Annotated in this window: 18 protein-coding genes; 10 read left to right on the forward strand and 8 right to left on the reverse strand. The window is 69.0% G+C overall.

The genetic code is table 11. From position 1 onward, the window contains the following. The first annotated feature begins 310 nt into the window (after positions 1–310). Positions 311–631 carry a WhiB family transcriptional regulator gene (locus BLW81_RS09360; RefSeq protein WP_276045782.1) on the forward strand — a complete coding sequence of 107 codons (321 nt, stop codon included), beginning with the start codon at positions 311–313 and terminating at the stop codon, positions 629–631. Between the two features lie 15 nt (positions 632–646). On the opposite strand, the gene BLW81_RS09365 is transcribed toward BLW81_RS09360, so the two are convergent. Together BLW81_RS09365 and BLW81_RS09370 are read right to left on the reverse strand one after the other, a co-directional pair. Further along, positions 647–1,780, reverse strand: a complete 1,134-nt coding sequence (locus BLW81_RS09365; RefSeq protein WP_083406924.1) for an ATPase BagB — start codon at positions 1,778–1,780, stop codon at positions 647–649. Then, complete coding sequence (locus tag BLW81_RS09370; RefSeq protein ID WP_083406925.1) at positions 1,780–2,799, reverse strand: ATPase BagA; 1,020 nt, start codon at positions 2,797–2,799, stop codon at positions 1,780–1,782. The genes BLW81_RS09365 and BLW81_RS09370 overlap by 1 nt, the downstream gene beginning before the upstream one ends. 75 nt (positions 2,800–2,874) lie before the next feature. Here BLW81_RS09370 and BLW81_RS29315 point away from each other — a divergent pair, with 75 nt between their 5' ends. The 3 genes from BLW81_RS29315 to BLW81_RS09380 are packed head-to-tail and all read left to right on the forward strand — an operon-like array spanning position 2,875 to position 4,261. Beyond that, the gene (locus BLW81_RS29315; RefSeq protein ID WP_157897640.1) at positions 2,875–3,036 is read left to right on the forward strand and encodes a Sp36 family protein; all 162 of its coding nucleotides are present in this window, start codon (positions 2,875–2,877) and stop codon (positions 3,034–3,036) included. Further along, positions 3,033–3,488, forward strand: a complete 456-nt coding sequence (locus BLW81_RS09375; protein WP_083406926.1) for a RidA family protein — start codon at positions 3,033–3,035, stop codon at positions 3,486–3,488. The genes BLW81_RS29315 and BLW81_RS09375 overlap by 4 nt, the downstream gene beginning before the upstream one ends. Before the next feature lie 53 nt (positions 3,489–3,541). Beyond that, positions 3,542–4,261 (forward strand): MBL fold metallo-hydrolase, encoded by a 720-nt coding sequence (locus BLW81_RS09380; protein WP_235632227.1) that lies wholly within the window; start codon positions 3,542–3,544, stop codon positions 4,259–4,261. On the opposite strand, the gene crp is transcribed toward BLW81_RS09380, so the two are convergent. Next, positions 4,258–4,932, reverse strand: a complete 675-nt coding sequence (gene crp / locus BLW81_RS09385; protein ID WP_005138643.1) for a cAMP-activated global transcriptional regulator CRP — start codon at positions 4,930–4,932, stop codon at positions 4,258–4,260. The two genes, BLW81_RS09380 and crp, sit on opposite strands and share 4 nt — an antisense overlap. Before the next feature lie 88 nt (positions 4,933–5,020). After that, positions 5,021–5,242 (reverse strand): hypothetical protein, encoded by a 222-nt coding sequence (locus tag BLW81_RS09390; RefSeq protein ID WP_235632303.1) that lies wholly within the window; start codon positions 5,240–5,242, stop codon positions 5,021–5,023. 133 nt (positions 5,243–5,375) lie between these two features. Between BLW81_RS09390 and nth the strand changes: the two genes are divergently transcribed. Genes nth through marP form a run of 4 tightly spaced genes read left to right on the forward strand, consistent with a single transcriptional unit; the run spans position 5,376 to position 8,785 of the window. After that, on the forward strand, positions 5,376–6,158 hold the full coding sequence (nth, locus tag BLW81_RS09395; protein WP_083410421.1) for an endonuclease III: 783 nt from the start codon (positions 5,376–5,378) through the stop codon (positions 6,156–6,158). A gap of 10 nt (positions 6,159–6,168) precedes the next feature. Further along, positions 6,169–6,822 (forward strand): TlpA family protein disulfide reductase, encoded by a 654-nt coding sequence (locus BLW81_RS09400; RefSeq protein ID WP_083406928.1) that lies wholly within the window; start codon positions 6,169–6,171, stop codon positions 6,820–6,822. Then, positions 6,819–7,601, forward strand: a complete 783-nt coding sequence (locus tag BLW81_RS09405) for an NUDIX hydrolase (RefSeq protein WP_083406929.1) — start codon at positions 6,819–6,821, stop codon at positions 7,599–7,601. Before BLW81_RS09400 ends, BLW81_RS09405 begins: the two co-directional genes overlap by 4 nt. Next, the gene (gene marP, locus BLW81_RS09410) at positions 7,598–8,785 is read left to right on the forward strand and encodes an acid resistance serine protease MarP (protein ID WP_083406930.1); all 1,188 of its coding nucleotides are present in this window, start codon (positions 7,598–7,600) and stop codon (positions 8,783–8,785) included. The genes BLW81_RS09405 and marP overlap by 4 nt, the downstream gene beginning before the upstream one ends. Here the strand turns inward: marP and BLW81_RS09415 are convergent. Both BLW81_RS09415 and BLW81_RS09420 read right to left on the reverse strand, forming a co-directional pair. Next, positions 8,782–9,726 carry an alpha/beta fold hydrolase gene (locus BLW81_RS09415; RefSeq protein WP_083406931.1) on the reverse strand — a complete coding sequence of 315 codons (945 nt, stop codon included), beginning with the start codon at positions 9,724–9,726 and terminating at the stop codon, positions 8,782–8,784. The genes marP and BLW81_RS09415 overlap by 4 nt on opposite strands. Continuing rightward, the gene (locus tag BLW81_RS09420; protein ID WP_083406932.1) at positions 9,727–10,236 is read right to left on the reverse strand and encodes a phage holin family protein; all 510 of its coding nucleotides are present in this window, start codon (positions 10,234–10,236) and stop codon (positions 9,727–9,729) included. A gap of 175 nt (positions 10,237–10,411) precedes the next feature. Between BLW81_RS09420 and BLW81_RS09425 the strand changes: the two genes are divergently transcribed. After that, positions 10,412–11,092: a chymotrypsin family serine protease gene (locus BLW81_RS09425; RefSeq protein ID WP_083410422.1), complete on the forward strand. Its 681-nt coding sequence runs from the start codon at positions 10,412–10,414 to the stop codon at positions 11,090–11,092. A gap of 6 nt (positions 11,093–11,098) precedes the next feature. Here BLW81_RS09425 and acs read toward each other — a convergent pair whose 3' ends face one another. Continuing rightward, positions 11,099–13,057 (reverse strand): acetate--CoA ligase, encoded by a 1,959-nt coding sequence (gene acs / locus BLW81_RS09430; RefSeq protein WP_083406933.1) that lies wholly within the window; start codon positions 13,055–13,057, stop codon positions 11,099–11,101. Between the two features lie 126 nt (positions 13,058–13,183). Between acs and BLW81_RS09435 the strand changes: the two genes are divergently transcribed. Then, a complete protein-coding gene (locus tag BLW81_RS09435) occupies positions 13,184–13,933 on the forward strand; it encodes a Fic family protein (RefSeq protein WP_083406934.1) in 750 nt (249 codons plus the stop codon). Between the two features lie 421 nt (positions 13,934–14,354). On the opposite strand, the gene BLW81_RS09445 is transcribed toward BLW81_RS09435, so the two are convergent. Continuing rightward, a complete protein-coding gene (locus BLW81_RS09445) occupies positions 14,355–15,242 on the reverse strand; it encodes an HAD-IB family hydrolase (protein WP_083406935.1) in 888 nt (295 codons plus the stop codon). Between the last annotated feature and the right edge of the window lie 387 nt (positions 15,243–15,629).

Raw genomic sequence — 15,629 nt, forward strand, 5'->3', positions numbered from 1 at the left:
CGCAAAATCGCAGCATTAGACGGTCGATCAGCACATCCGGATACCGTGCCGAACGGCACGGACGTCAATTTTGAGACCCGTCGGCACGGTCGTCCCAAAATAGGGGGCTCCAACGTATTGCGCAGAACGCCGTTGACCATCTAATTTGGTCGAACAGTGCGATATAGGTCACACTGACCCCCTGCACTGTGGCGTAGATCGCAGCAGCGTTCTACACCGGAGGACTACGCCGTGCCGGGTCGCCCGGGGGGCGGCTGGATCGAAGGGAACGCTGGTGTCAGCTACTAGGACAGCCCCACGCAGGACCGCGATGACGTCGTCGGCGAGCAGCGTCGTGCACGGCGCCGAGGCCGAAGCCCGCATCGCCTGGGTGTCACAAGCCCGCTGCCGCCAGACCGATCCCGATGAGCTGTTCGTCCGAGGCGCCGCCCAACGCAAGGCCGCGGTGATTTGCCGACACTGCCCGGTGATCCTGGAATGCGGGGCCGACGCCCTCGACAACCGCGTCGAGTTCGGCGTCTGGGGCGGGATGACCGAACGTCAGCGCCGCGCCCTCCTCAAGCAGCACCCCGAGGTCGTGTCCTGGGCCGACTTCTTCGCCGCCCAGCGCAAGCACCGCAGCGCGGTCTGACGACCGCTGGCGGCCTCAGGCCGCCGGATCCGCCTCGCCGGTGATCTGATCGGCGATCGCCCGCAACGCCTCCAGATCCGACACGTCGAACGGCAGCGACGGCACCCCCACGATCGCCACGTGCGGATTTGCGCCGGTGAACCGCGACAGCAGCCGGATCTCCCGCTTGGCGGTCATCGCGCGGTCGGCGTGGATCCGCAACACCGCGGCCGTCAAGGATTCGGCGTCCTTCTTCTCGAGCTGCTCGGCGGCTTCCTCGGCCTTCTCGGCGTGCAGCTCCGACAGCATCGGGTGGGTGCGGTTGAGGATCAGGCCGGCCAGCGGCATGTTCTCCTCGGAGAGGCGGTCGACGAAGAACGACGCCTCGCGCAGTGCATCGGGTTCGGCGGCCGAGACGACGACGAACTGGGTCCCGCGCCGCTTCAGCAGGTCGTAGGTGCGGTCGGCCTTCTCCCGGAACCCGCCGAACGTGGAATCCAGCGACTGAACGAAAGCCGCTGCGTCGGAGAGCATTTGAGACCCGAGCACCGTGGACAGCGCCTTCATCGCCAGCCCCATCGCGCCGGTGACCAGCCGCCCGATACCGCGGCCGGGTCCGAGCAGCAGCTTCCACAACCGGCTGTCCATGAAGCCGCCCAGCCGTTTCGGGGCGTCGAGGAAGTCCAGCGCGTTGCGCGAGGGCGGGGTGTCGACGACGACCAGGTCCCAGCGGTCCTCACCGAGAAGCTGGCCGAGCTTCTCCATCGCCATGTACTCCTGCGTGCCCGCCAGCGAGGTGGCCACGGTCTGATAGAACTGGTTGTCCAGAATCTCTTGTGCGCGTTCGGGTCCCGAGTACTGGATGACCATCTCGTCGAACGTGCGGCGCATGTCGAGCATCATCGCGTGCAGCTCGCCGGAGACCTCCGGCGCCAGCGGCACCCGCTGCGGGACGTTGCCGAGGTCCTTGATGCCGAGCGCCTGGGCGAGCCGCTTGGCCGGGTCGATGGTCAAGACGACGACGGTGCGGCCGTACTCGGCCGCGCGCAGCGCCATCGACGCCGCCGTGGTGGTCTTGCCGACGCCGCCGGCGCCGCAGCACACCACGACCCGGTTGGACGTGTCCTTGAGAATCGACCCCATGTCGAGGGCCGGCGGTGTGGCGCTCACTATCGGACCCCCTGGCGTTCCAGCGCTTCTGCGAGTTCGTACAGGCTGCCGAGGTCGACCCCGTCGGCGATCTGCGGCAGCTCCAGCCGCGACACATCCAGCGCGTCGAGTTGCTCCGCGCTCTCGGCGCGCGCCCGGATCCGAGTGGCGTGCTGGATGGTCTCGGTGAGCAAGCCGGCGAAGTCATTGTCGGACAACGTGATTCCCGCCTCGTCGAGGCCTGCGCGCACGGCGTCGGCGTCGATGTCGCCCTCGGCGGCCTTGGTCAGCGCGGAGGCGGGCAGATACGCGGGGATGTTGCGGTTGACGATGACGCTGCCGATCGGCAAGTCGAGCTCGCGCAACTCGTCGATGGCCTCCAGCGTCTCCTGGATCGGCAGTGCCTCCAGCAGCGTGACGAGGTGGATCGCGGTCAGGTCCGAGTGCAGCACCTTGACCACGCTCTCGGCCTGCCCGTGCACCGGGCCGCCCTTGGCCAGGTCGGAGACGGCCTTGGTGACGTCGAGGAACCGGGCGATCCGGCCGGTCGGCGGCGAGTCGACGACGATCGCGTCGTACACGGGCTGCTTGCCCTTCTCGGCGCGGGTGACGATCTCGCGGATCTTGCCGGTCAGCAGCACGTCACGCAGGCCCGGCGCGATCGTCGTCGCGAACTCGACGGCCCCGATGCGGCGCATCGCCCGGCCGGCCAGCCCGAGGTTGTAGAACATGTCGAGGTACTCGAGGAACGCGGCCTCGGTGTCGATGGCCAGCGCGTTGACCTGACCGCCGCCCTCGGCGGTCGCGATCTTGACCTCCTGGTAGGGCAGCGGCGGCACGTCGAACAGCTGCGCGATGCCTTGGCGCCCTTCGACTTCCACCAGCAGCACCTTGCGGCCGCCGGCGGCCAGGGCCAGCGCCAGCGCCGCCGCGATCGTCGACTTGCCGGTGCCGCCCTTGCCGGTGACGAAGTGCAGGCGAGCTTTGCTCAGCCGGGACGGCCAGCCGACGGATCTACCGTCATTGGTAGTGGAAGCCACCCGTGCATGCTAGCTAAAGCGGTTTCATGCTCCGCAGGTCCGCGGTGCCGATGCGGTGACCGATAGGCTCGCCGCATGAGCGAAGCGACCAAATGGGAATACGCCACCGTCCCGCTGTTGACGCACGCGACCAAGCAGATCCTCGACCAGTGGGGCGAGGACGGCTGGGAGCTGGTGTCGGTGCTGCCGGGCCCGACCGGCGAGCAGCACGTCGCCTACCTCAAGCGACCGAAATGACAGTCTCGGCGCGGCTGGCCGAACTCGGCATCGAGCTGCCCGAGGTCGTCGCCCCGCTGGCGGCCTACGTGCCCGCGGTGCGGACCGGGAACCTCGTCTACACCGCGGGCCAGTTGCCGATCCAGGCCGGTGAGCTGCTGCAGACCGGCAAGGTCGGCGCGGCCGTCACACCCGAGCAGGCCCATGCGCTGGCCCGGGTGTGCGCACTCAACGCGTTGGCGGCGGTGCACTCGCTGGTCGGGATCGACGCGGTGACCCGGGTGGTCAAGGTGGTCGGATTCGTGGCATCGGCGCCGGGCTTCACCGGACAGCCCGGCGTCGTCAACGGCGCATCCGAGCTGCTCGGCGAGGTCTTCGGCGACGCAGGCGCGCACGCCCGGTCGGCGGTCGGGGTGTCGGAGCTGCCGCGGGACGCGCCGGTCGAGGTCGAGCTCATCGTGGAGGTCGGGTAGCCCTGGAGCATCCCGCGTACGGATCGCTGCGACCGGTCACCGAGACCGCGTCGGTGTTGTTGTGCAACAACCCCGGGCTGATGACGCTCGAGGGCACCAACACCTGGGTGCTGCGCGGCCCCGGCAGCGACGAGATGGTCATCGTCGATCCGGGACCCGACGACGACGAGCACATCGCCCGCATCGCCGAGCTCGGCCCGATCCCGCTGGTGCTGATCAGCCACAAACACGAGGACCACACCGGCGCGATCGACAAGATCGTCGAGCGCACCGGCGCGGTGGTCCGCTCCGTCGGCAGCGGATTCCTGCGCGGTCTCGGCGGACCGCTCACCGACGGTGAGGTCATCGACGCGGCGGGGCTGCGGATCACGGTGATGGCGACGCCGGGGCACACCGTCGATTCGTTGTCGTTCGTGCTCGACGATGCGGTGCTGACCGCCGACACCGTGCTCGGTCGCGGCACGACTGTCATCGACCAGGAGGACGGCAGCCTGGCCGCGTACCTGGACTCGCTGCAGCGGCTACGCGGATTGGGGCACCGCGCGGTGCTGCCCGGACACGGCCCCGACCTCGAGGACCTCGAGGCGGTCAGCGACATGTATCTGCAGCACCGCGAGGAACGGCTCGAACAGGTACGTGCCGCGCTGCAGGAACTCGGCGACGACGCGACCACCCGGCAGGTCGTCGAGCACGTCTACACCGACGTCGACGAGAAGCTGTGGGACGTCGCGGAATGGAGCGTCCAGGCGCAGCTGGACTACCTGCGCAACTAGCGCGCTCGGCGGGCCAGCCGCTCTGAGTCCGAGATCAGAACGCTCTTGCCCTCCAGGCGGATCCAGCCGCGGTGCGCGAAGTCGGCGAGCGCCTTGTTGACGGTCTCCCGAGAGGCGCCGACCAGCTGGGCGATTTCCTCCTGGGTCAGGTCGTGCGTCACGCGCAGCGCCCCGCCCTCCTGGGTGCCGAAGCGCTGGGCGAGCTGCAGCAGCTGCTTGGCCACGCGGCCGGGCACGTCGGTGAAGATCAGGTCGGCGAGGTTGTTGTTGGTGCGACGCAGCCGGCGGGCCAGCACGCGCAGCAACTGCTCGGCGATCTCGGGCCGGTCGGCGATCCAGGCGCGCAGCGCATCGCGGTCCATGGATACGGCGCGCACCTCGGTGATCGTGGTGGCGCTCGACGTCCGCGGGCCCGGGTCGAAGATCGACAGCTCACCGAACATGTCCGACGGCCCCATGATCGTCAGCAGGTTCTCCCGGCCGTCCGGTGACCGGCGGCCGATCTTCACCTTGCCCGAAATGATGATGTAGAGCCGGTCGCCCGGCTCACCCTCGGCGAACACGGTGTGTCCCCGGGGGAAGTCGACGGGCTGCAATTGCTTCGTCAGCGCGGAAACGGCGCTGGGTTCGACCCCCTGGAAGATTCCGGCCCTGGCCAGGATCTCGTCCACGTTGCCCCTCTTAAGCTGTTGGGTAAAGCCGACCTCTATCGGTTAGCGAGATCAGTCTAGAGGTACCCGGATTCGTGACCTGCTCACGCTACACACGATCGGCATGTCGGGTCGGCTGAAATTCCGTATTGACCCCGGCATGCGTATAGGGCTGCGTCGGCAGCGCCGACACCCGGATCGGCGCGCTGCGGGGGCCCGTCACCTGGTGGCCGGCGCCGGCCTGTTCGAGGAATTTCGCGACATCGGTCGCCGAGACGGTGTCCCTCTGCAGGCCCGCCTCGAGTCGCTGGAGCCCGAATGTCGCCACCATCAGCAACCCCGGAATCAGCCCGACCAGCAACCACGACACAAGGCTGAAGTAAACACGGCCAAGGTCTCAGCGGGATCACGAATTGTCACCGGTCCGCGTAGCGATGTCGGGGCATCTCAGTACGCTGGCCAATGTGACCGCGGGTGAGACATCGGCAAAAAAGCCGGCAGTGCCGAAACGCGCCAAGAGCCGGGACGGTGAGACCCGCATCGGGTTGGTCCGCCGCGCGCGCCGGATGAATCGCACGCTGGCGCAGGCGTTTCCGCACGTGTACTGCGAGCTGGACTTCACCAACCCGCTCGAGCTGACGGTGGCGACCATCCTGTCGGCGCAGAGCACCGACAAGCGGGTCAACCTCACCACCCCGGCGCTGTTCAAGAAGTACCGCACCGCGCTGGACTATGCGCAGGCCGACCGCACCGAGCTCGAGGAGCTCATTAGGCCCACCGGTTTCTACCGCAACAAGGCCAATTCGTTGATCCGGCTGGGCCAGGAGCTCGTCGAGCGGTTCGACGGCGAGGTGCCGTCGACGATGGACGAGCTGGTGACGCTGCCCGGCGTCGGCCGCAAGACCGCCAACGTCATCCTCGGCAACGCGTTCGACATCCCGGGCATCACCGTCGACACCCACTTCGGGCGGCTGGTGCGGCGCTGGCGCTGGACCGCCGAGGAAGATCCGGTCAAGGTCGAGTTCGCGGTCGGCGAGCTGATCGAGCGCAGCGAGTGGACCGACCTGAGCCACCGGGTGATCTTCCACGGCCGTCGCGTCTGCCACGCCCGCAAGCCGGCCTGCGGGGTGTGCGTGCTGGCCGCCGACTGCCCGTCGTTCGGCACCGGCCCCACCGACCCGATGCAGGCCGCCCCGCTGGTGAGGGGTCCGGAGACCGAGCACCTGCTGGCGCTGGCCGGCCTCTGAACGACGCACCATGCGCAGCTCGACCCGCTGGACCGTGGTGGTGCTCGTCGTCGTGGTGGCGCTCGGCTGGGCGCTGTTTGACCAGCTCGGCGCCGACGCCCCGTCGGGACCGTCCGGGTCGAGCCAGCAGGACGCGGCGCGCGACCGCCGCGACGCCGACACCGCCGAGGCGCTGGCCGGGCCGCGGGCGCGGGCCGACCTGCCGCCGTGCCCGGGCCCCGGTACCGGCGCCGGCCCGGCGGCGCTGCGCGGCATCACGCTGGAGTGCGCGTCCGACGGCGCGCCGGTCGACGTGGCGAAGGCGCTGGCGGGTCGCACCGTGGTGCTCAACCTGTGGGCCTACTGGTGCGGACCGTGCGCCGAGGAGTTGCCCGCGATGGCCGAGTACCAGCGGCGTGCCGGACCCGGGGTGACGGTGCTGACCGTGCACCAGGACGAGAACGAGACGGCGGCGCTGCTGCGGCTGGCCGAACTCGGGGTCAAGCTGCCGACGCTGCAGGACGGCAGGCGCCGGATCGCCGCCGCGCTGCGGGTCCCCAACGTCATGCCTGCCACCGTCGTGCTGCGCGCGGACGGTAGCGTGGCCGATATCCTGCCGCGCTCGTTCGCCACCGCCGACGAGATCGCCGCCGCGGTGAACCCAGAGATAGGAGCCCCCGGGTGAGTTGGGTCAGCGAGGGCAGCGGGCTGGATCCCGCCGCGGCGCCGTCCTGGCTCAAACCGCTGCTGGACAACGCCTCCGACGTCAAGCAGGCCTACCGGCGGCGGGTGCCGCCCGAGGTGTTCGCGATGGTCACCGCCGAACGCGACAAGCTCGGCGCGTCGCCGTCCGGTCGCGAGGCCGCGGTGCTGGTGCTGTTCTCCGGCCCGCCCGACTCGGCCACCGGCGGCGTCCCGGACGACGCCGACCTGCTGGTCACCGTCCGCGCCTCGACGCTTCGCCACCACGCCGGTCAGGCCGCTTTCCCGGGCGGCGCGGTCGATCCGGGCGATCACAGCCCGGTGCAGACCGCGCTGCGCGAGGCCAACGAGGAGACCGGCGTCGACACTGCCCGGCTGCACCCGCTGGCCACCCTCGAGCGGTTGTTCATCCCGCCGTCGGGATTTCACGTCGTTCCGGTGCTGGCCTACTCGCCGGATCCCGGCCCGGTGGCGGTCGTCGACGAAGCCGAGACCGCGATCGTCGCCCGCGTGCCGCTGCGCGCGTTCGTCAACCCGGAGAACCGGATCATGGTGTACCGCAGCGACGCCACCCGCCGGTTCGCGGGCCCGGCCTTCCTGCTCAACGAGATGCTGGTGTGGGGTTTCACCGGTCAGGTGATCTCGGCGATGCTCGACGTGGCCGGGTGGGCGCAGCCGTGGAACACCGACGACGTGCGTGAACTCGATGACGCAATGGCGCTCGTCGGCCGCCAAGACGGTTACGGTGTTGCACAACCATGACTTCGTCTCAGTGGGTGGACCTCATCGTCCTCGGCATCGCCTTCGTCGCGGGCATCTCGGGCTGGCGCTCGGGCGCGCTGGGATCGATGCTGTCGTTCCTCGGCGTGGTGCTCGGCGCGGTCGCGGGCGTACTACTGGCGCCGCACCTCGTCGCCAACATCGACGGGCCGCGGACCAAGCTGTTCGTGACGCTGTTTCTGATCCTGGCGCTGGTGGTCGTCGGTGAGATCGCCGGCGTGGTGCTCGGCCGAGCCGTGCGCAGCGCCATCCGCAACCGCGCGCTGCGGTCGGTCGACTCGCTGATCGGGGTGGCGATCCAGATCGTCGCGGTGCTGGTTGCGGCGTGGATGCTGACCTATCCGCTGCAGTCGTCCGATCAACCCAACCTCGCCGCGGCGGTGCGGGGTTCCAAGGTGCTCAAGGAGGTCGACGGGGTCGCGCCGAACTGGCTGCGCTCCGTGCCGACCCGGCTGTCGGCGCTGCTGGACACCTCCGGTCTGCCCGACGTGCTGCAGCCGTTCGGGCGCACCCCGATCGTCGCCGTCGACGCGCCCGACGCCGCCCTGGCCGCCGACCCGGTCGTCGCCGCCACCCGACCGAGCGTGGTCAAGATCCGCGGGGTGGCGCCGAGTTGCCAGAAGGTGCTCGAGGGCACCGGTTTCGTGGTCGCGCCCAACCGCGTGATGTCCAACGCGCACGTGGTCGCCGGATCGGAGAGCGCCACCGTCGAGGTCGACGGCCAGACCTACGACGCGTTCGTGGTGTCCTACGACCCGCAGGCCGACATCTCGATCCTCGACGTGCCGAACCTGCCGTCGGCGCCGCTGGAGTTCGCCGGCACCCCGGCGACCACCGGCACCGACGCCGTCGTGATGGGCTATCCCGGCGGCGGCAACTTCGTGGCGACACCGGCCCGCGTCCGCGAGATCATCGAACTCAGCGGCCCCGACATCTACCGCACCACCACCGTCGAACGGGAGGTGTACACGATCAGAGGCAGTGTGCGCCAAGGCAATTCCGGCGGCCCGATGATCGACCGCGAAGGCCGGGTGCTGGGGGTGGTGTTCGGTGCGGCGGTCGACGACGCCGACACCGGGTTCGTGCTGACCGCCAACGAGGTGTCGCAGCAACTCGCCAAGATCGGCGACACCCAGCGGGTGGCGACCGGCGCCTGCATCACCTAGCCGTAGACCTGCCGAAGGAATCGGGTCAGCTGTTCGTTGACCGCCTGCGGGGCTTCCTCGTGGCCGAAATGCCCAGCCTCCGCGACAGATACGTACCGTCCGTGCGGCGCGTAGTGCTGCGTGCGGTACACCGGGTCGGCGAGCACGTAGGGGTCGGCGTCACCGCGCAGGTGCAACACCGGAACGTTGATCGGACGCTTCATCGACCGCATGAACCGCCTACCCTCCCCGCGCAGCTGGCTGCGTACCGCCCAGCGCTGGTACTCCAACGCCGAGTGCGCGGCGCCGGGAATCTGGATCGCCGTGCGCAGATATGCGATCGACTCTGAGAAATCCTCGGTAGCAAGCCATTTGGCGCTCGCTCGGCTGCGCACCAGGCGTTCGAGTTCGTCGGCGTTGTGGCGGGTCAACGACCTCTCCGGCCACCGGGGCAGCTGATAGCGCAGCATCGACGGCAGGAGCGCCCGGCCCTGGTCGCGGCGACGCAGCGCCGACGCCCGCAGCGCCACCGGATGCGGCGAGCTGACCACTGCGATGGCCTTCACCGCGCGCGGATGCAGCACCGCGGTCGCCCAGCACACCAGCCCGCCGTCGGCGTGGCCGACCAGCGTCGCGCTCTTGTGCCCCAGGGCGCGGACCAGACCGGCGGTGTCACCGGCCAGCGTCCAGCCGTCGTAACCGCGGGGCGGTTTGTCGCTGGCCCCGTAGCCGCGCAGGTCGACCGCCACCACCCGGGCGTCGGTCAGGCCGCGCAGCTGGTGGCGCCACGACCACCAGAACGACCCGAACCCGTGCAGCAGGATGACCAGCGGCCGCTCGGTCGACGGCTGCGCGTCGGCGGTCTCCGCTTCGACCACGTGGAAGCGAATTCCGTTGGCGTGCACCTCCCGATGCCGCCACGGTCCGTCGATGCGGACGACCGACGGAGCCGGTGGGGCCATCTACCAGCCCGACGGGTCGGCCGTCGACGCGGGCTTGTTGTCGGCCGCGGTGAGCTGCCGGTCCTTGTCGTGGCCCGGGGTCAACGCCTCGGGAATCTCCTTGACCGACGCGATGGTCTTCTGCGGGCCGCGGATCCGGCGCACCTTGAGATAGCCGAGGAACGCGAACACCAGCGTTACGGCGACCATCAGACCGAACACGATCAGGTAGGCCGCCCACTTCACCAGCCACAGGTCGAGCAGCTCGCCGAGGAAGAAGAAGAAAAAGAACGTCGAGTAGAACAGCACGACCAACGCCAGGATGAAAAAGACGCTGCCGGTGAGGCCCTTCTTGACGTCGCGGGTGATCTCGGCCTTGGCCAGCTCCACCTCGGCGCGCACCAGCGTGGACACCTGCGCCGTCGCGTCCTTGACCAGGTCGCCGATCGACGGGTCGGCCTTCGGCGCGTGCGGGTCGACCAGCGGTATCGATGTCACGGTGCTCGGCACGCCATTCCTGCGATCGGTCACGGACAGTTCCTCCCGCGTAAGCCGGATAGTCTTCCTCGGTCGCGGTTCATGTTGCCATGTGGCGAGCACTGAAACGATGTCGGCCGACGATAGACTGGTCTGGTTCATGGCACGGCAGGTCGGGGCGCGTCGATAGGGGGATGTTCACGTGAAGTCCACCGGCCACCGGCTCGGTCTGCTGGCTACCGCGATCGCCGCCCTCCTTCTCACCGCGTTCGGGAGCGGGGTCGCGCACGCCCAGGGGCCGATCACGCTCGGCGGCGGGTCCGGGCTCGTCGTCAACGGGGAGACGCTGTGCACGCTGACCGCGATCGGCAACGACAACCGCGGTGAGCTCGTCGGCTTCACCTCCGCGCACTGCGGCGGTCCCGGTGCCCAGGTGGCCGCCGAGGGTGCCGAAGCCGCGGGTGTGGTCGGCACGATGGTGGCGGGCAACGACGCGCTCGACTACGCGGTGATCCAGTTCGATCCCCAGAAGGTGCGCCCGACCAACAACGTCAACGGCTTCCAGATCGACAGTCTGGGACCCGATCCCACCGCCGGCGACATCGCGTGCAAACTCGGGCGCACCACCGGTTATTCGTGCGGTGTGACGTGGGGCCCTGGCCAGGACCCGGGCACGATCGTCAACCAGGTGTGCGGTCAGCCCGGCGACTCCGGCGCGCCGGTCACGGTCAACAACCGCCTCGTCGGCATGATCCACGGCGCGTTCTCCGAGGCGTTGCCGACGTGCGTCATCAAGTACATCCCGCTGCACACGCCCGCGGTGACCATGTCGTTCAACACCCAGCTCGCCGACATCACGGCCAAGAACCGACCGGGAACGGGTTTCGTCCCGGTCGGTGCGGCCGCCTGATCGCGCCTACTTGCCGGCGCGGATCGCCTCGAACACGCTGGGGTCCACCAGGGTTGACGTGTCGCCGAGCTCCCGGCCCTCGGCGACGTCACGCAGCAGCCGCCGCATGATCTTGCCGCTGCGGGTCTTCGGCAGCTCCGGCACGACGTGAATTTCCCTGGGCCGGGCGATCTTTCCGATCTCCTTGGCGACCTGCTCGCGCAGCTCGGCCACCATGTCGTCGCCGCTGTCCTTGGCGTGCGACTCGAGGATCACGAACGCGCAGATGCCCTGGCCGGTGGTCTCGTCGGCGGCGCCGACGACCGCGGCCTCGGCGACGCCGGAATGGCCGACCAGGGCCGACTCCACCTCCGTCGTCGAGATCCGGTGTCCCGACACGTTCATCACGTCGTCGATGCGGCCCAGCAGCCAGATCGAGCCGTCGGAGTCGACGCGGGCGCCGTCGCCGGCGAAGTACCAGCCCTGCTTGGCGTAGCGCGACCAGTAGGTGTCCTTGAACCGTTCCGGATCACCCCAGATGCCGCGCAGCATCGCCGGCCACGGCTTGTCGAGCACCAGGTATCCGGTGACGTGTTCGGCCTCGTCGGCGCCGGGCACCAGTTCGTTGCCCTCCTCGTCGACGATCATCGCCGAGATGCCGGGCAGCGGCTGCATCGCCGAACCGGGCTTGCATTCGGTCACCCCGGGCAGCGGCGAGATCATGATGGCGCCGGTCTCGGTCTGCCACCAGGTGTCGACGATCGGAGTCCGGTTGCCGCCGAAGGCATCCCGGTACCAGCGCCACGCCTCGGGGTTGATCGGCTCACCGACCGAGCCGAGCAGCCGCAGGCTCGACAGGTCGTGTGCGTCGGGGATCTCGCGGCCCCACTTCATGAACATCCGGATCAGCGTCGGCGCCGTGTAATAGATTGTCACACCGTATTTTTCGATGACCTCGAAGTGCCGGTGTTCGTTCGGCGAGTTCGGCGTGCCCTCGTAGACCACCTGTGTGCAGCCGTTCGACAGCGGCCCGTACACGATGTAGGTGTGCCCGGTCACCCAGCCGATATCGGCGGTGCACCAGTAGACGTCGCTCTCGGGCTTGATGTCGAAGACGTAGTGATGGGTGTACGAGGCCTGGGTCAGGTACCCGCCCGAGGTGTGCACGATGCCCTTGGGCTTGCCGGTGGTTCCTGAGGTGTACAGCAGGAACAGCGGGTGCTCGGAGTCGAAGGCCTCCGGCGTGTGTTCGGGTGACGCGCCGTCGACGGTCTCGTGCCACCACAGGTCGCGGCCGTCGGTCCACGGGGTGTCGATTCCGGTGCGGCGCACCACGAGTACGTGCTCGACGGACTCCTGGCCCTCGCACGCCTCGTCGACAGACTCTTTGAGCGAGACCGCCTGGCCGCGGCGGTACTGCCCGTCGCTGGTGATCACCAGCTTGGCTTCGGCGTCCTCGATGCGCGCCTTGAGCGCGGAGGCGGAGAAGCCGGCGAAGACCACCGAGTGCAGCACGCCCAGCCGCGCGCACGCCAGCATCGCCACGATCGCCTCGGGGATCATCGGCATGTAGATCGCCGCCCGGTCGCCGGCGGTGAGTCCGAGGTCGGTCAGCGCGTTGGCGGCCTTGGACACCTCGGCGAGCAGGTCGGCGTAGGTGATGTCGCGGCTGTCGCCGGGCTCGCCCTCCCAGCGGATCGCCACCCGGTCGCCGTTGCCCGCCTCGACGTGGCGGTCGACGCAGTTGTAGGCGACGTTGAGTTTGCCGCCGACGAACCACTTGGCGAACGGCGCCTCCGACCAGTCGAGCACCTCGCTGAACGGGGTCTCCCACGCCAGGCGGTTGGCCTGTTCGGCCCAGAACGCCAACCGGTCCTTGTCAGCCTGCTCGTAGAGGTCCTCGGTGGCGTTCGCGTGTTCGGCGAACTCCGCGGACGGCGGATAGACGGACGGACCGTGGGTGTGCTGCGCCGATGTGTCTGTCATATCTGTGAGGGTAGTCACCCGGGCGGGCGGCCACATTGACATGTCACACCCTTCTCCGTCGGCGGTCCGTCCGCAGCGCCGAACGTCGTGGCTGGCGGGTCCAGCGGTCGGCTACCGTGTGCTGCCGTGACCTCCGATCCGCTGGCGCCGCTGGCGCAACTGCCCGGCGTCGCCGAGGCGGCAGAGGAGGCGCGCGAGGCGCTGGGACGGGCGCACCGGCACCGCGCGAACCTGCGCGGTTGGCCGGCGAACGCGGCGGAGGCGGCGTTGCGTGCGGCCAGGGCGTCGTCGGTGCTCGACGGCGGTGCGCTGCAGCTGTCCGACGGGTCCGTCCCAGGCAGCCCGGACGCCGTGCTGGCCGGCGCGCTGCGCGTGTCGGAGGCGGTGGAGGGCGGCGAGACGACGCTGGTCGGTGTGTGGCGGCGGGCGCCGCTGCAGGCGCTGGCCCGGTTGCACGCGCTGGCGGCCGCCGACCTCGCCGACGACGACCAGTTGGGTCGCCCGCGCGTCGATCCCGAGACGAGTCAGCGGCTGACGCTGCTGGCCGACATCGTCACCGCGAAGTCGTCGGTGCCCGCGCCGGTGTTGGCCGCCGTCGTGCACGGCGAACTGCTCACGCTCGCACCGTTCGGCACCGCCGACGGGCTGGTGGCCCGCGCCGCGGCGCGGTTGGTGACGATCACCAGCGGGCTCGACCCGCACGGCCTCGGAGTGCCGGAGGTGTACTGGATGCGGCAGTCCGGCGACTATCGCGCCGCCGCGCGGGGCTTCGCGTCGGGAACCGCCGACGGGCTGACGGCGTGGATCCTGTTGAGCTGCCGGGCGTTGCACGCCGGCGCGCGCGAGGCGTTGTCGATCGCGCAAGACGCCGGCTGACCGACCCGGCTGATCGACAATGCGAAGCGGGCGACGTTCCGAACTCGTGGTTCGGCTCGTCGCCCGCTAGCACGGACACCGGCTACCAAGCGTGCTCAGGTGGGTTGCGTGGGTGGCCTCGGCGTCTTGTCGATGCGCTTCGACTGCAACCCCACCCAAGGGGCCGTCGTGGTCGTCCGCTTTTCGCAAATACGCAGGCCCGCAACACTTTTGCCTATTCCGCGGCATGTGCTCCGCGTGGGTGTCCGGGATCCGTGCTGGGGAGCCGGGATCGGGAGTCCGAGTCTTCTCTTCCGACTCGGCCTTGGCCTCTCCAAGCTTCCGTGGTTCCTTTGTACCTCGTGACCGCGGTCACATCAAGGCCCAACTCGCGCCGGATTCGGATTGTTACGCAGCCGCTCGACGCGCCGCGAAACGTCGGCTAGAAAGCGAAGCGCCGCAACAGCGAAAAGGTCAACGCGCCGGCCGCCAGCGCGCTCACGCCGACGGCCGCGGTGGTTGCCACGGCCGCGCCCGACGGGGCCGGGATCCGGTCCCGCAGCGAGACCGGCCGGGAGAAGTTCAGCACCGGCCAACCGCGGGTCGCCGCCTCTTTGCGTAACGCGCGGTCGGGGTTTACCACGGCGGGGTGGCCGACCGCCTCGAGCATCGGGATGTCGGTGACCGAGTCGGAGTAGGCGTAGCAGTGTTCGAGCGCGTAGCCCTCGCGGGCGGCCAGTTCCCGGATCGCGGCGACCTTGTTCTCGCCGTAGCAGTAGAACGCGATCTCGCCGGTGTACTTGCCGTCCTCGACGACCATCCGGGTGGCCATCGCATGGGTGGCGCCCAGTGCCCGCGCGATCGGCGCCACGATCTCCTCGCCGGAGGCGGACACGACGACCACGTCACGGCCGCATAACTTGTGGTCGGCGATCAACTCGGCGGCCTCGGCGAACACCAAGGGATTGACGATGTCGTGCAACGTCTCTCCGACGATCGACTTCACCTGCTCGACGTCCCAGCCCGTGCACATGGTGGTGACGTAGGACCGCATCCGGTCCATCTGATCGTGGTCGGCGCCCGACATGAGAAACAGAAATTGTGCGTAAGTGGACTTGAGCACTGCGCGGCGATTGATTAGCCCCTGATCGAAGAAGGGTTTGCTGAAAGCCAAAGTGCTCGATTTGGCAATCACCGTTTTATCCAAATCGAAGAAGGCCGCCGTGCGGATCGGCGGATCCGCCGTCGCGGGTGTTTGCGGTGCATCCGACGGCGTCGTCGGGGACTCGGCTCCGGTCACAGCGTCAGCATAGGAGGCGGTGCGTGACATTTCGCGGGAGTGTGTACAAAGTGGCAGGTTATGACACCTGTCCCAAACCGCAACGTTTCTGGAATCGTGGTGATTTCGTAAGCAACGGACACTTGCGCCGGGGCCGACTGGCGTGTGTATAGTGACCATTACCCGGCCTATGCCGGGGGTGCATCAGCCCGACCCCCCGGGGCTGATACACGACGACCTCCGCCTCCTCCCCCCCTGGCGGGGGTCGTCCCTTTTTCCGGGCCTTTCGCATACCGGATAAATCGGTGCAAATAGCAAAAGTTGCGGAATGCTGTTCTCAGCCCGGACCGCCGTGCGCGTCCATCCACAACGCCGGGCTCATCCACAGATTCACGTTGTGCCGTGGCGCTTCGCGGCAGCCGTCCGCAGGCTTCAGGG

This window comes from Mycolicibacterium rutilum (genome assembly GCF_900108565.1).
GTDB lineage: Bacteria > Actinomycetota > Actinomycetes > Mycobacteriales > Mycobacteriaceae > Mycobacterium > Mycobacterium rutilum.

What these genes read in the sequence shown, in the direction of transcription:
- BLW81_RS09360 (WP_276045782.1), top strand. Translation starts at nt 311, where the DNA reads ATGACGTCGTCGGCGAGCAGCGTCGTGCACGGCGCCGAGGCCGAAGCC.
- BLW81_RS29315 (WP_157897640.1), top strand. Translation starts at nt 2,875, where the DNA reads ATGAGCGAAGCGACCAAATGGGAATACGCCACCGTCCCGCTGTTGACG.
- BLW81_RS09375 (WP_083406926.1), top strand. Translation starts at nt 3,033, where the DNA reads ATGACAGTCTCGGCGCGGCTGGCCGAACTCGGCATCGAGCTGCCCGAG.
- BLW81_RS09390 (WP_235632303.1), bottom strand. Translation starts at nt 5,242, where the DNA reads ATGGTGGCGACATTCGGGCTCCAGCGACTCGAGGCGGGCCTGCAGAGG.
- BLW81_RS09400 (WP_083406928.1), top strand. Translation starts at nt 6,169, where the DNA reads ATGCGCAGCTCGACCCGCTGGACCGTGGTGGTGCTCGTCGTCGTGGTG.
- marP (WP_083406930.1), top strand. Translation starts at nt 7,598, where the DNA reads ATGACTTCGTCTCAGTGGGTGGACCTCATCGTCCTCGGCATCGCCTTC.
- BLW81_RS09415 (WP_083406931.1), bottom strand. Translation starts at nt 9,726, where the DNA reads ATGGCCCCACCGGCTCCGTCGGTCGTCCGCATCGACGGACCGTGGCGG.
- acs (WP_083406933.1), bottom strand. Translation starts at nt 13,057, where the DNA reads ATGACAGACACATCGGCGCAGCACACCCACGGTCCGTCCGTCTATCCG.
- BLW81_RS09445 (WP_083406935.1), bottom strand. Translation starts at nt 15,242, where the DNA reads ATGTCACGCACCGCCTCCTATGCTGACGCTGTGACCGGAGCCGAGTCC.